The 14,502-nt window shown below is 67.2% G+C and carries 9 protein-coding genes; 4 read left to right on the top strand and 5 right to left on the bottom strand.

All coding sequences use genetic code 11. The features are described 5' to 3' along the window. Positions 1-64: 64 nt before the first annotated feature. On the bottom strand, positions 65-2,752 hold the full coding sequence (mdeB, locus tag DK459_RS13965; RefSeq protein ID WP_110134822.1) for an alpha-ketoglutarate dehydrogenase: 2,688 nt from the start codon (positions 2,750-2,752) through the stop codon (positions 65-67). A 296-nt stretch (positions 2,753-3,048) separates the two neighbouring features. Here mdeB and DK459_RS13960 point away from each other — a divergent pair, with 296 nt between their 5' ends. Next, a complete protein-coding gene (locus DK459_RS13960) occupies positions 3,049-5,106 on the top strand; it encodes an OPT family oligopeptide transporter (RefSeq protein WP_053500451.1) in 2,058 nt (685 codons plus the stop codon). 59 nt (positions 5,107-5,165) lie between these two features. Here the strand turns inward: DK459_RS13960 and DK459_RS13955 are convergent, their stop codons facing one another. From DK459_RS13955 to DK459_RS13940, 4 genes are all read right to left on the bottom strand, one after another. Then, positions 5,166-6,398, bottom strand: a complete 1,233-nt coding sequence (locus tag DK459_RS13955) for a M20/M25/M40 family metallo-hydrolase (RefSeq protein ID WP_024068144.1) — start codon at positions 6,396-6,398, stop codon at positions 5,166-5,168. Positions 6,399-6,401: 3 nt separating this feature from the next. Beyond that, complete coding sequence (locus tag DK459_RS13950; protein WP_110134821.1) at positions 6,402-8,096, bottom strand: hydantoinase/carbamoylase family amidase; 1,695 nt, start codon at positions 8,094-8,096, stop codon at positions 6,402-6,404. A gap of 11 nt (positions 8,097-8,107) precedes the next feature. Beyond that, entirely contained in the window at positions 8,108-9,052 is a 945-nt protein-coding gene (gene puuE, locus DK459_RS13945) for an allantoinase PuuE (RefSeq protein WP_020924637.1), read from the bottom strand. A 226-nt stretch (positions 9,053-9,278) separates the two neighbouring features. Continuing rightward, positions 9,279-10,295: a 1-aminocyclopropane-1-carboxylate deaminase gene (locus tag DK459_RS13940; protein WP_107315969.1), complete on the bottom strand. Its 1,017-nt coding sequence runs from the start codon at positions 10,293-10,295 to the stop codon at positions 9,279-9,281. Between the two features lie 192 nt (positions 10,296-10,487). Between DK459_RS13940 and DK459_RS13935 the strand changes: the two genes are divergently transcribed. The 3 genes from DK459_RS13935 to DK459_RS13925 all read left to right on the top strand — a co-directional run. Further along, positions 10,488-10,958, top strand: coding sequence for an Lrp/AsnC family transcriptional regulator (locus DK459_RS13935; protein ID WP_020924635.1), 471 nt, complete (start codon positions 10,488-10,490; stop codon positions 10,956-10,958). Positions 10,959-11,287: 329 nt separating this feature from the next. Continuing rightward, positions 11,288-14,155 (top strand): 2-oxoglutarate dehydrogenase E1 component, encoded by a 2,868-nt coding sequence (locus DK459_RS13930; protein WP_110134820.1) that lies wholly within the window; start codon positions 11,288-11,290, stop codon positions 14,153-14,155. Positions 14,156-14,258: 103 nt separating this feature from the next. Then, positions 14,259-14,502: biotin/lipoyl-containing protein (locus DK459_RS13925; RefSeq protein WP_304529618.1), on the top strand; the 244-nt coding region annotated here is incomplete at its 3' end.

Raw genomic sequence — 14,502 nt, 5'->3', positions numbered from 1 at the left:
GATGACGCCGGAGAAAAAGGAGAAAAGCCCCGGTTCGGGGCTTTTCTCCTTTGCTTTCAGGGTGTTATTGCACCCAGGGCGGCGTGGCGCGATCGGCCGCGCCCAGTTTGAGGCGCAATGCGTTGGCTTGCTCCTGCCGGCCCAGGCTGTCCAGCGCATGCAGCACGATCCAGTCGGCGCTGACTTCGAAGAAGTCACGCAGGCGGGCGCGGGTGTCGCTGCGGCCGAAGCCGTCGGTGCCCAGCGTGCGGTAGGGCGCGGGCACCCAGGCGCGGATCTGCTCGGGCACGGCGCGCACGTAGTCGGTCGCGGCCACCACCGGCGCGTCGCTGCCGCCCAGGCAGGCGCGCACCCAGTCCGCGTCCGGCGCGGCAGGCAGGCCGAGCGCGCGGGCGCGTTCGGCCTCGCGGCCGTCGCGCGCCAGTTCGGAGAAGCTGGTCACGCTCCAGACCTCGGCATCCACGCCGTACTCCGCATGCAGGCGCTCGGCGGCCATTTCCGCTTCGCGCAGCATGGGGCCGGCGCCCAGCAGGCGCACGGCCGCCTGCTGGCGGGCCGGGCGCAGGCGGTACATGCCGCGCAGAATGCCCTCGGCCGCCGCGCCGTCCCGCGGCAGGTCGGGCTGCGCCAGGTTCTCGTTGGTGACGGTCAGGTAGAAGAATTCGTCACGCTGTTCGTCCAGCATGCGGCGCATGCCGTACTCGACGATGACCGCGACTTCGTAGGCGTAGGCCGGATCGTAGGCGCGGCAGTTGGGCACGGCCGCGGCCATGATGTGGCTGGACCCGTCCTGGTGCTGCAAGCCTTCGCCGCCCAGCGTGGTGCGGCCGGAGGTGGCGCCGATGAGGAAGCCGCGCGTGCGCTGGTCGGCCGCGGCCCAGATCAGGTCGCCGATGCGCTGGAAGCCGAACATCGAGTAATAGATATAGAAGGGCAGCATCGGCAGCCCGTTGACCGAGTAGCTGGTGCCGGCCGCCGTCCACGACGAGATCGCGCCTGCCTCGGTGATGCCTTCTTCCAGGATCTGGCCGTCGCGCGCCTCGCGGTAGTACAGCACCGAGCCGATGTCCTCGGGTTCGTACAGCTGGCCTTGCGCCGAATAGATGCCGATCTGGCGGAACAGGTTGGCCATGCCGAAGGTGCGCGCTTCGTCGGCCACGATGGGCACGATGCGCGGGCCGACCTGCGGGTCTTTCAACAGCGCCGTCAGCATGCGCACGATGGCCATGGTGGACGACATTTCCTTGCCGTCGGCGTTGAGCGCGAAGCGGGCCCACTGCTCGGCCGCGGGCGGCGACAGGCGCGGCGCCTGCGTCCGGCGGCGCGGAATGTGGCCGCCCAGCGCGGCGCGGCGCGCCTGCAGGTGGCGCAGCTCGGCGCTGTCTTCGGCGGGACGGTAGAACTTGAGCGCCAGGCAGTCGGCGTCGGAGATCGGCAGGGCGAAGCGGTCGCGGAACGCCAGCAGCGCCTCGTCGTCCAGCTTCTTCTGCTGGTGGGTGGTCATCTTGCCCTGGCCGGCCGCGCCCATGCCGAAGCCCTTCTTGGTCTGCGCCAGGATCACGGTGGGCTGGCCGCGGTGATGCGCGGCGCGGTGATACGCGGCGTGGATCTTGACCATGTCGTGGCCGCCGCGATGCAACCGGTCGATGGCCTCGTCGGTCCAGTCGGCCACCAGCGCCGCCAGTTCGGGATTCTGGTTGAAGAAGTGGGCGCGGTTGAAGGCGCCGTCGTTGGCGGCGAAGGTCTGGAACTGGCCGTCCACCGTGTTGGCGAAGGCGCGCGCCAGGGCGCCGTTGCCGTCCCGGCGCAGCAGGGCGTCCCAGTCGCTGCCCCAGACCAGCTTGATGACATTCCAGCCGGCGCCGGCGTACAGGGTTTCGAGTTCGTCGATGATGCGGCCGTTGCCGCGCACCGGGCCGTCCAGGCGCTGCAGGTTGCAGTTGACCACGAACACCAGGTTGTCGAGCTTTTCGCGCGCGGCCAGGGTCAGCGCGGCGATGGATTCGGGCTCGTCCATCTCGCCGTCGCCGAAGATGCCCCAGACCTTGCGGTCACTCGCGGGCACCAGCGAACGGTGTTCCAGGTAGCGCATGAAGCGTGCCTGGTAGATCGCGTTGATGGGGCCGATGCCCATCGAGCCGGTCGGGAACTGCCAGAAGTCCGGCATCAACCATGGGTGCGGGTACGACGACAGCCCGCGCAGGCCGCGCGAGGTGGCGGTGATTTCCTGGCGGAAGTGGGCCAGGTCGTCCTCGCTGAGGAAGCCTTCGAGGTAGGCGCGGGCGTAGACGCCGGGCGCCGAGTGCGGTTGCATGTAGACCAGGTCGCCCGGACCGTCGGCGCCGGCGGCGCGGAAGAAGTGGTTGAAGCCGACCTCGAACAGGTCGGCGGCCGAGGCGTAGCTGGCGATGTGGCCACCCAGCTCGCCATGGGCCTGGTTGGCGCGCACCACCATGGCCAGCGCGTTCCAGCGGTTGATGCGGGCGATGCGTTCCTCGACCGCCAGGTTGCCGGGAAAGGGAGGTTCCTGGTCGGCGGGAATGGTGTTCAGGTAGGCGGTGCGCGTCTGGCTGTTGGCGCGCAGTCCCAGCGTGGCGGCATGCCCCAGCAGGTTATCCAGCACATAGCCGGCCCGCTCGGCGCCCGAGGCCTCGACCAGGGACTGCAGGCCGTCGCGCCACTCGGCGGTTTCGGCCGGATCGGCGTCATGCCGGGGGTCTGGTCCGGCGGAGGAATGGCTGGCGTCGCACATGATGGTTTTGTCTCCTTGTAGCGCCATGCTAGTCCTGTCCACGGGGCATGGGTGATCAAAATACCGCCGTGAAAAGCAGGTTTTCAGCATAATCGTTTGCCAGGCTGGGGATGGGCGGCAGGATCTGCCGCCCAGGGCCGCTTACCGGTGGTGACCACCTGCTGGACGCCAAGGCGCTAGAATTCGCCCTTCATAAAAAACAAACCGGCAACCAGACAGGGCGGCAACGCCCTGATAGCCGGGGCCGTCCCGCCCCACAGGCGGGATCGCGTCCCGGCCAGTAAAGGGAGACTTCAATGACTCAACCCACCAGCGTCCCGGCAGAGGTCACGCTACCGGAACTGACGTTCCGCGGCGTGCTGCTGGGCGCAGTGATCACCATCATCTTTACCGCCTCCAACGTGTTCCTGGGGCTCAAGGTCGGCCTGACCTTCTCGTCGGCGATCCCGGCGGCGGTGATTTCCATGTCGGTGTTGCGCCTGTTCAAGGACGCCAACATCCTCGAGAACAACATGGTGCAGACGCAGGCCTCGGCGGCCGGCACGCTGTCTGCCATCATCTTCATCCTGCCCGCCCTGGTCATGATGGGCCACTGGCAGGGCTTTCCGTTCTGGCAGACCCTGGGCATCTGCGCCGCTGGCGGCATGCTGGGCGTGATGTTCACGATTCCGCTGCGCCACGTGATGGTGGTGCAGAGCGACCTGCCGTACCCGGAAGGCGTGGCGGCGGCGGAGATCCTGCGGGTCGGCAGCGCCGAGCGCGCCCAGGACGTGGCAGCGGATGCCGGGCGGGCGCCGGCCGGGCCGGCCGCCACCGGCATGGGCGACATCGTCAGCGGCGGCGTGGTGGCGGCGGCGGTCAGCTTCGCGGCCAGCGGCCTGCGGGTGCTGGGCGACGGCGTCAGCGGCTGGTTCGCGCTGGGTGGCGCGGTGTTCCGGCTGCCGATGGGGTTTTCGCTGGCGCTGCTGGGCGCCGGCTACCTGATCGGCATCGTGGCCGGCCTGGCCATGCTGACCGGCCTGGTGATCTCGTGGGGCATCGCGGTGCCGATCCTGACCTCGATGGCCGAGATCCCCGCGGACATGTCGCTGGCGAAGTTCGCCACCGGATTGTGGTCGTCGCAGGTGCGCTTCATCGGCGCCGGCGTGATCGGCGTGGGCGCCATCTGGACGCTGGCGACGCTGTTCATGCCGATGGCGCGTGGCGTCAAGGCCTCCTTCTCGGCGTTGACCCGCGCGGGCGCGGCGCGCGCCGGCAAGGCGCCGCGCACCGAGCGCGACCTGTCCGCGGGCTGGATCTCGGTCGTCACGCTGGTGCTGGTGGCGGTGCTGGTGATCACGTTCCAGGTGTTCCTGGCGGACGCGCCGCTGTCGGCCGCGGCGGTCTGGAAGCTGGTGGCCTACGCGGTGTTGTTCGCCTTCGTATTCGGCTTCCTGGTGGCGGCGGCCTGCGGCTACATGGCCGGCCTGGTGGGCACCTCGACCAGCCCGATCTCGGGCGTGGGCATCGTTGCCATCGTGCTGGTGTCGCTGTTGCTGCTGGTCCTGGGCGGTGAACTGCTGGCGGTGCAGAATGGCGTGCAGATGACCATCGCGCTGGCGATCTTCAGCACGTCGGCGGTGGTGGCGGTGGCCTCGATCTCCAATGACAATCTGCAGGATCTGAAGACCGGCTGGCTGGTCGGCGCGACCCCGTGGCGCCAGCAGGTTGCGCTATTGATCGGCTGCGTCCTTGGCGCGGCGGTGATCTCGCCGGTGCTGGACCTGCTGTACAACGCCTACGGCTTCGCCGATGCGATGCCGCGCGCAGGCATGGACCCGTCCCAGGCGTTGTCGGCGCCGCAGGCCACGCTGATGCTGGCGATCGCGCGCGGCATCTTCACGCATCAACTGAACTGGACCATGATCCTGATCGGCATGGCGGTGGGCGTGGGCCTGATCGTGGTGGACGAGATCCTCAAGCGCACCTGCAAGGTCGCCCGCATCCCGGTGCTGGCGGTGGGCATCGGCATCTACCTGCCGCCGACCGTGGCGGCGCCGATCGTGGTCGGCGCGCTGCTGGCCTGGCTGCTGGAGCGCGCGCTGCGCCGCCGCGCCGCGGCCGCCGGCAAGGACTATGCATCGTTCGCCGACGCCGCCAACCGGCGCGGCGTGCTGATCGCCTCGGGCCTGATCGTGGGCGAGAGCCTGGTGGGGGTGGTGATGGCGGCGATCATCGGCGCCTCCGGCACCGACGCGCCGCTGGCGATCGCGGGCGAGGAATTCGCGCGCACCGCCTCGTTCCTGGGATTGGCGGTGTTCGCGCTGGTGGCGGTGCTGTTCTGGCGCCGGGTGATGCGCCTGGCGCAGCCATAGGCCAGGCGTCGCGCCAGGCAAGGACAGAAAGGGCATGACGCGCGCGTCATGCCCTTTTTTCATGCCGGCTGGAGCAGGTCGGCCAGCGTGCGGGCGATGACCTTGGTGGCGCGGCGCAGGTCTTCCAGCACCACGCGCTCGTCGTTGCGCTTGGCGTGCGATTCCAGCACGGTGCGCGGCCCGGCGCCGTAGATCACGCCGGGGATGCCGGCTTCGGCATACAGGCGCACGTCGGTATAGAGCGGCGTGCCCATGGCGGGGATCGATTCGCCGAACAGCTCCTGGCCGTGCCTGCGGATGGCGTCGACCAGCGGCTGGTTGCCGGGCAGCGGCCGCATGGCGTTGGCCAGCAGCAGGCGCTTGATCTCGACGCGGATGCCGGGCGTGGCGGCCGCGGCCTCTCCGATGATGCGGCGGATGTCGGCTTCCACCTCGGCCGCGTTCTCCTCCGGAATCATGCGGCGGTCGAGCTTGAACACGACCTTGCCGGGCACCACGTTGGTGTTGGTGCCGCCCTCGATGCGCCCGATGTTCAGGTAGGGATGGCTGATGCCTTCGACCCGCGAAGTGATCTCGCGGTAGCGCGCGTTCTGCGCGTAGAGCGCGTTCATGATGGCCACCGCGCCTTGCAGCGCGTCCACGCCGGTGGCGGGGATGGCGGCGTGCGCCATCTTGCCGTGCACCGTCACTTCCATCTGCAGGCAGCCGTTGTGCGCCGTCACGACCTCATAGCTGAAGCCGGCCGCGATCAGCAGGTCGGGTTTCGTCAGGCCCTGGCGCAGCAGCCAGCCGGGACCGAGCAGGCCGCCGAATTCCTCGTCGTAGGTGAAGTGCAGTTCAACCGCGCCCTGGCTCGGACGGGCCACGGCTTCCAGCGCCCGCAGCGCGAAGGTGAAGCTGGCGAAGTCGCTCTTGCTGACCGCGGCGGCGCGGCCGTAGAGGCAGCCGTCCTCGATCTGGGCGCCGTACGGATCGTGCTCCCAGCCGTCGCCGGGCGGCACCACGTCGCCGTGGGCGTTGAGCGCGACGCGGCGGCCGCCGGCGCCATATTCGCGCCGTACGATCAGGTTGGTGATGGACTCCATGCCGTAGGCGCGCACTTCATCGGCCGGCACGGGATGGGACTCGGCCGCCAGGCCGAAGCCCTGCAGCAGTTCGGCGGTGCGGACGGCGTGCGGGGCGTTGTTGCCCGGCGGCGTGTCGGTCGGCACGCGCACCAGTTCCTGCAGGAAGCGCACTTCTTCGTCGAAGTGGGCGTCCACCCAGGCGTCGAGTCGGGCGTAATCGGTCATGGTTCAGCTCGTTGCGTCGTTGGCGAGATCGTCGAGCAGCCGCTGCATCGCCTGTGCGGCCAGCTGCATGTCGTGGTTGGTGGTGGATTCGAGCGGGTTGTGGCTGATGCCGGCGTTCTGGCCGCGCACGAACAGCATGGCCTGCGGCATGATCTCGTGCAGCTTCATGGCGTCGTGGCCGGCGCCGCTGGGCATGCAATGCACCGGCACGCCCAGCGCTTGCACCGCGCGTTCCCAGCGCTGCTGCCAGGCCGGCGCGCTGGGCGCGGCGGCGGCGCGCATGGTTTCCTCGAGCGTGTAGCGCAGGCCGCGGCGCAGGCAGATCGCTTCCAGTTCGGCCAGCACGTCGCTGGCCAGCGCATCGCGCTGCGGGTCGCTGGGGGCGCGCAGGTCGAGGCTGAAGCGGCATTCGCCGGGCACCACGTTGATCGAGCCGTTGGGCACTTCCAGCATGCCGACGGTGCCGACCGAGTCGCCGTCGCGCGCGGCGCGGCCTTCGACGAACACGATCAGTTCGGCCGCGGCCACGGCGGCGTCGCGGCGTCGATCCATCGGCGTGGTGCCGGCGTGGCAGGCGGTGCCGTGGATCCGCACGCGGTAGCGCACGCAGCCGTTGATGGAGGTGACCACGCCCAGCGGCAGGCCCATTTCGTTCAGCACGGGACCCTGTTCGATGTGCACTTCGACGAAGCCCAGGTAACGGGCCGGGTCGCGCTTGAGCTTGGGAATGTCATCGACGCACAGTCCCGCGCGCGCCATGGCCTCGCGCATGCTGATGCCGTCGGCGTCCCGTTGTTCGAGCCAGCGCGGCTGGAAGTCGCCGATCAGCGCGCCGGAACCGAGGAAGGTGGCCGGATAGCGCTGGCCTTCTTCTTCGGAAAAGGCGATCACTTCGATGGCGTAGGGCAGGCGCCGGCCCTGGCGCTGCAGCGCGCGCACGCAGGCCATCGGCACGAAGATGCCGAGGCGGCCGTCGTATTTGCCGGCATTGCGCACCGTGTCGTAATGGCTGCCGCTCATCAGGATGGGCGCATCGGCGTGGGCCGCGTGGTAGCGGCCGACCACGTTGCCGACCGCGTCGATGCCGACTTCGTCGAAGCCGCAGTCGCGCATCCAGTGCGAGATGCGCTGCGCGCAGGCGCGGTGCGCGTCGGTGAGGTAGGTGACGGTGAGCTGGCCGTTCTCGGCGTAGCCCGGGTCGCTGTGCGCGCTGAGCTTTTCCTGCCAGTCCCAGATGTCGTTGCCCAGCTCCGGTTCGACGCCGAAGCGTTCATACAGCCGCACTTCAGCGTCGCGGTGCAACTGGCGCAGGGCCTCGCGGCGTTCGTCGTCCGGCGCGTTGTGCCGGCGGCGCTCCAGCGCCTGGACCAGCTGCGTGGCTTGCAGGCTGGCGCCGCGCGGGCTGTATCGGGAAAGCACGAAGGGAAAGCCGAAACGCGCGGCATGGTCGGCGATCAGCGCGGCGGCGTCGGTTCCCGCATCGGGCGCAGGCTGGGCGCGCAGCAGCGCCAGTTGCGTGGCGGCATCGGCGTCGTCCACCGCGCGTTGCAGCGCCAGCTGCAACTGGGCCACGCTGTGCATCGGTCGCGCGCGCACCGCCTGCTCCGCGGCCCAGGGCGCGTGCGGATACAGGTCGGCCAGCATGGCGGCCGCGCCTTGCGGCGTGGCGTCGTTGAATTGGGCGAGGGTGTGGGCCATGGTTGCGCCGTTCAGGGAGCGGGTTGATAGGGATGGCGCGCCTGCCAGTGCCGGGCGATGTCCAGCCGCCGGCAGACCCAGACGCGGTCGTGGCGCGCGATGTGGTCCAGGAAGCGTTGCAGGGCGACGATGCGGCCTGGCCGGCCCAGCAGGCGGCAATGCATGCCGATGCTGAGCATCTTGGGCGCTTCGTCGCCTTCGGCGTAGAGCGCGTCGAAGCTGTCCTTCAAGTACTGGAAGAACGGATCGGCGTGCGAATAGCCCTGCGGCAGCGCGAAGCGCATGTCGTTGCAGTCCAGCGTATAGGGCACGATCAACTGCGGCGCCACGCTGCCGTCGCTCTTTTGCACCCGCATCCAGAACGGCAGGTCGTCGCCGTAGTAGTCGCTGTCGTACTCGAAGCCGCCGTAGTCCGCCACCAGGCGGCGGGTGCGCGGACTGTCGCGGCCGGTGTACCAGCCGAGCGGGCGCGCGCCGGTCAGTTGCGTGATGGCGTCCATGCCCAGGCGCATGTGCTCGCGTTCGGTGGCTTCGTCCACGTTCTGGTAGTGCACCCAGCGCCAGCCGTGGCAGGCGATCTCGTGGTCCAGTTCGACCAGCGCCGCGGCCAGCTCGGGGTGGCGTTGCAGCGCCATGCCGACGGCGAACACCGTCAGCGGCAGGCCGCGCTTTTCGAATTCGCGCAGGATGCGCCAGACGCCCACGCGCGAGCCATACTCGTAGATGCCTTCCATGCTCAGGTGGCGTTCCGGGTAGCTGGCCGGGTTGAACATCTCGGACAGGAACTGTTCGGAGCCGGCGTCGCCGTGCAAGACGCAGTTCTCGCCGCCTTCCTCGTAATTGAGCACGAACTGCACCGCGATGCGGGCGTTGCCGGGCCATTGCGCATGCGGCGGGTTGCGGCCATAGCCGATCAGGTCGCGCGGATAGGAGTCAGTGGCGTCGTAGGTGCTCATGGCTGGGCAAGCGTGGACATCGTGTTCGACACGATAAGGTAAACCGCATTGTCTGTATACAATTTATGTACATCATTAGTGATGACCCTAATACGGCACGCAAGGCCGGCCGCCATGAAGCGAACAACCCGCCGGCATGCGCTGCCGGCGGGTTGTTCGGGGACATCGGAAAACGGACGTTCAGCGCAGATCGCCGCAGGGCCAGCCGCTGGCGCCGTAGCCGCCGTCAGCCGTTGCGGTAGAGAAAGCTGTAGGCGTTGATCGCCGGCACCCCCCCGAGATGCGCGTACAGCACCCGCGAGCCGGCGGGGATTTCCCCGCGCCGCACGATGTCCATCATGCCCTGCATCGATTTGCCCTCGTACACCGGGTCGGTCATCATCCCTTCGAGCCGCGCGCACAGGCGGATGGCTTCGTTGGTCTCGGCCGACGGCAGGCCGTAGGCCGGGTAGGCATAGCGCGTATCCAGCACCACGTCGCCGTCCGTGATGGGACGCTCCAGGCCCACCATGTCGGCGGTGCGGCGCGCGATGCGCAGGATCTGCGCGCGGGTCTGGTCCGGCGTGGCCGAGGCGTCGATGCCGATGACGCGGTTGGCGCGGCCGTCGGCGGCAAAGCCCACCACCATGCCGGCCTGCGTGCTGCCGGTGACGGCGCAGACCACGATGTAGTCGAACTTGAAGCCCAGCTCGGCCTCCTGCCGCCGCACTTCCTCGGCGAAGCCGACATATCCCAGCCCGCCCAACTCATGGTCGGAGGCGCCGGCCGGAATCGCGTACGGCTTGCCCCCGCGCTTGCGCACGTCTTCCAGCGCCTCTTCCCAACTGCGGCGGAAGCCGATGTCGAAGCCCTGGTCCACCAGGCGCACGTCGGCGCCCATCAGCCGGCTCATCATGATGTTGCCGACCCGGTCGTAGACCGCGTCGGAATAGTCCACCCAGTTCTCCTGCACCAGCACGCAGGCCAGGCCGAGCTTGGCGGCCACGGCCGCCACCATGCGGGTGTGGTTGGACTGGATGCCGCCGATGGTCACGAGGGTATCGCAACCCTGTTCCAGCGCCTGCGGAATCAGGTATTCCAGCTTGCGCAGCTTGTTGCCGCCGAACGCCAGGCCGCTGTTGCAGTCCTCGCGCTTGGCGTAGATCTCGACCTTGCCGCCGAGGTGGGCGGACAGGCGCTCGAGCTTTTCGATGGGAGTGTCGCCGAAGGTCAGGCGATGGCGGGGAAAGCGTTGCAGATCCATGCGGGCTCCTGGGAGTGTCGGTCCGGGCGGACGGCGCCGCGGATGGAAAAATCATAGGAACCGGTCGGATTATTGGTCAATTGCGTATTTTGGGGATTTATCCAGTCTAAATTTTTCAGAGAATTTATTTTTCGATCTAATATTTATGAATAAAAAATAAATACCAAATTAAATTTTATAGGGACATATTAAATGGCCGCCATCGCCGGGCTGGATCGCATCGACCGCCAGATCCTGCGCCTGCTGCAGCAGGACGCCCAGATCACGAACCTGGACCTGAGCGCGCGCGTCCATCTCAGCCCCGCGGCCTGCCTGCGGCGGGTGGAAAAACTGCGCGCCGAGGGCATCATCCGCAAGACGGTGGCGTTGCTGGAACCGGCCGAGGTCGAGATGGCCACGCTGGTCATCGTCGGAGTGGTGCTGGACCGCTCCACGCCCGAGTCCTTCACCGATTTCGAGGCGGCCGCGCGCGGCATCAGCGGTTGCCTCGAATGCCATCTGGTGGCCGGTGAGTTCGACTACTTCCTGATGCTGCGCATCCGCGACCTGGAACGCTTCAACAAGCTGCACGCGGGCGAGATCATCAAGCTGCCCGGCGTGCGCCAGATCCGCACTTTTTTCGTGCTCAAGGAGATCCTGTCGACCACCGAATTGCCGCTCTGACGAGGCAATTGCGCAACATCCGGCGCGGATGCCGAAAAAAATGCCGCAATGCGGCATTTTTCGTTGGCGGAATTTGCTGGCGCGTAGACGGCGTAATTGCAGGGGTTGCGCGGACATTCCAACACCGCATGAAGCCATTCCGTATGCGCTTTTGCGTCACGCAATCGCAAGAAGACGCCCATAAACTCAAAGGGTTATACTTTCATCCATACGGCTTTCAAGGCTTGTACGCGCCTTCTGCCCCTGCTATCCGCTAAACGGGAAGCCCGTGTCGCGGAAGGTTTTCCTGCATCGTAATCGAGTGAAGCACTCGTAAAGGTGAAGCGATTATGTCTTCGGAAATAGAATCTCTATCCACGTCTTACTTGTTTGGGGGGAATGCCCCCTACGTTGAGGAGCTTTACGAAGCCTACCTCGACAACCCCGGTTCGGTACCTGACAACTGGCGCGAATACTTCGACCAGCTGCAGCACGCTCCCGCCACCGACGGCCAGGAATCCACCCGCGACCAGGCCCACGCTCCCATCGTCGAATCGTTCGCCCAGCGCGCCAAGGCCAATGCCTTCATGCAACGCGCCGCCGAACCCGACCTGAGCGTCGCCTCCAAGCAAGTCTCGGTGCAATCGCTCATCGCCGCCTACCGTTCGCTCGGTTCGCGCTGGGCCGACCTGGATCCGCTCAAGCGCCAGGAACGTCCGCCGATCCCGGAACTCGATCCGGCCTTCTACGGCCTGACCGAAGCCGACCTGGACCAGACCTACTCGGCCACCAACACCTACTTCACGACCGCCAGCACCATGACGCTGCGCGACATCCTGAAGGCGCTGCGCGACACGTACTGCCGCAGCATCGGTGCCGAATTCACGCACATCTCCGACCCCGCCGCCAAGCGCTGGATCCAGGAACGCCTGGAAACCACGCTGGGCGCGCCGAGCTACACGGCCGAGGAAAAGCGCCACATCCTGCAGCAGCTGACCGAATCCGAAGGCCTCGAGCGTTTCCTGCACACCAAGTACGTCGGCCAGAAGCGCTTCTCGCTGGAAGGCGGCGAAAGCTTCATCGCCTCGATGGACGAAGTGGTGAACCACGCCGGTGAAAACGGCGTCCAGGAAATCGTGGTCGGCATGGCCCACCGCGGCCGCCTGAACCTGCTCGTGAACATCATGGGCAAGATGCCCGGCGACCTGTTCGCCGAGTTCGAAGGCAAGCACGCCGAAGGCCTGACCGACGGCGACGTGAAGTACCACAACGGCTTCTCGAGCGACCTGTCGACCCGTGGCGGTCCGGTGCACCTGTCGCTGGCGTTCAACCCGTCCCACCTGGAAATCGTCAACCCCGTGGTCGAAGGCAGCGCGCGCGCCCGCCAGGAACGCCGCGGCGACGCCGAAGGCAAGCAGGTGCTGCCGGTGCTGGTGCACGGCGACGCGGCCTTCGCCGGCCAGGGCGTGGTGATGGAAACCCTGAACCTGGCCCAGACCCGCGGCTACGGCACGGGCGGCACGATGCACATCGTCATCAACAACCAGATCGGCTTCACCACGTCGGATCCGCGCGACTCGCGCTCGACGCTGTATTGCACCGACGTGGCCAAGATGATCGAAGCGCCGGTGTTCCACGTCAACGGCGACGATCCCGAAGCCGTCGTGTTCGTCACCAAGCTGGCCCTGGATTACCGCCTGCAGTTCCGCCACGACGTCGTCGTCGACATCGTCTGCTTCCGCAAGCTGGGCCACAACGAGCAGGACACCCCGTCGCTGACGCAGCCCCTGATGTACAAGCGCATCGGCCACCATCCCGGCACGCGCAAGCTGTACGCCGACAAGCTGACCACGCAGGGCGTGCTGGCCGAAGGCGAAGCCGACCAGTTGGTCAAGGACTACCGCCAGCTGATGGAAGACGGCCAGCGCACCATCGAACCGGTGCTGACCGACTACAAGAGCAAGTACGCCATCGACTGGTCGCCGTTCCTGGGCGCCAAGTGGACCGACCAGGCCGACACCGCCGTGCCGCTGGCCGAGCTCAAGCGCATCGGCGAACGCATCACCACCGTGCCGGAAGGCTTCACGGTGCACCCGCTGGTCGCCAAGCTGCTGAACGACCGCCGCACCATGGCCAAGGGCGAGATGAACCTGGACTGGGGCATGGGCGAACACCTCGCCTTCGCCACGCTGGTGTCGTCGGGCTACGCCATCCGCATCACCGGCCAGGACTCGGGCCGCGGCACGTTCACGCACCGCCACGCCGTGCTGCACGACCAGAACCGCGAACGCTGGAACGACGGCACCTACATTCCGCTGCAGAACGTCTCGGAAGGCCAGGCCCCGTTCACCGTGATCGACTCGGTGCTGTCCGAAGAGGCCGTGCTGGGCTTCGAATACGGCTACTCCAGCGCCGAACCCAACACGCTGACCATCTGGGAAGGCCAGTTCGGTGACTTCGTCAACGGCGCCCAGGTCGTGATCGACCAGTTCATCAGCTCCGGCGAAGCCAAGTGGGGCCGCCAGTCGGGCCTGACCCTGATGCTGCCGCACGGCTACGAAGGCCAGGGTCCCGAGCACTCGTCGGGCCGCATCGAGCGCTTCCTGCAGCTGTGCGCCGACAACAACATGCAGGTGATCCAGCCGACCTCGGCTTCGCAGATCTTCCACGTGCTGCGCCGCCAGATGATCCGTCCGTTCCGCAAGCCGCTGGTGCTGTTCACGCCCAAGTCGCTGCTGCGCAACAAGGACGCCGGCTCGCCCCTGACCGAACTGGCTGGCGGCAGCTTCCGCCCGGTGATCGGCGAGGTCGACGAGGCCATCGACGCCGCCAAGGTCAAGCGCGTGCTGGCTTGCTCGGGCAAGGTCTACTACGATCTGGTCAATGCCCGCCGTGAACGTGGCGCCGACAACGTCGCCATCATCCGCGTCGAGCAACTGTACCCGTTCGCGCACAAGTCGTTCGAGGCCGAACTGCGCAAGTACCCGAAGGCAACCGAAGTGATCTGGGTCCAGGACGAACCGCAGAACCAGGGCCCGTGGTTCTACGTTCAGCATCACGTGTACGAGAACATGGTCGAAGGCCAGAAGCTGGGCTACGCCGGTCGCGCCGCGTCGGCTTCGCCGGCGGTGGGCTACCTGGCCAAGCACCAGGAGCAGCAAAAGGCGCTGATCGAAGCGGCTTTCGCGCCCAAGTTCAAGGCCATGCTGACCAAGTAACCCAACCCGATGCACGCGCGGCGCGCGGCAAGGTGCAGAAACCCGGTTTCGAACTTTGTCCGTGTCGCGCGGTCCAGAACACACACTCTACGGAATAAACAAAATGGCTATCACCGACGTCGTCGTCCCCCAACTCTCCGAATCCGTTTCCGAAGCGACCCTGCTGACCTGGAAGAAGCAGCCCGGCGCTGCCGTCGAAGCGGACGAAATCCTGATCGAAGTCGAAACCGACAAGGTCGTGCTGGAAGTGCCGGCCCCCGCCTCGGGCGTGCTGGCTGAAATCGTCAAGGGCGATGGCAGCACCGTGACCTCGGGCGAAGTCCTGGCCCGTATCGACACCGCCGGCA

The organism is Achromobacter sp. RW408 (genome assembly GCF_003184165.1).
GTDB lineage: Bacteria > Pseudomonadota > Gammaproteobacteria > Burkholderiales > Burkholderiaceae_B > Achromobacter > Achromobacter xylosoxidans.
Note: the sequence above shows the minus strand (reverse complement) of the source record. Positions and strands in the feature narration are given on the sequence as shown.

Bases quoted from the DNA above. Each gene is read 5' to 3' on its own strand.
- DK459_RS13955 (WP_024068144.1), bottom strand. From the start codon at position 6,398: ATGACCGATTACGCCCGACTCGACGCCTGGGTGGACGCCCACTTCGAC.
- DK459_RS13940 (WP_107315969.1), bottom strand. From the start codon at position 10,295: ATGGATCTGCAACGCTTTCCCCGCCATCGCCTGACCTTCGGCGACACT.
- DK459_RS13960 (WP_053500451.1), top strand. From the start codon at position 3,049: ATGACTCAACCCACCAGCGTCCCGGCAGAGGTCACGCTACCGGAACTG.
- mdeB (WP_110134822.1), bottom strand. From the start codon at position 2,752: ATGTGCGACGCCAGCCATTCCTCCGCCGGACCAGACCCCCGGCATGAC.
- DK459_RS13950 (WP_110134821.1), bottom strand. From the start codon at position 8,096: ATGGCCCACACCCTCGCCCAATTCAACGACGCCACGCCGCAAGGCGCG.
- puuE (WP_020924637.1), bottom strand. From the start codon at position 9,052: ATGAGCACCTACGACGCCACTGACTCCTATCCGCGCGACCTGATCGGC.
- DK459_RS13935 (WP_020924635.1), top strand. From the start codon at position 10,488: ATGGCCGCCATCGCCGGGCTGGATCGCATCGACCGCCAGATCCTGCGC.
- DK459_RS13930 (WP_110134820.1), top strand. From the start codon at position 11,288: ATGTCTTCGGAAATAGAATCTCTATCCACGTCTTACTTGTTTGGGGGG.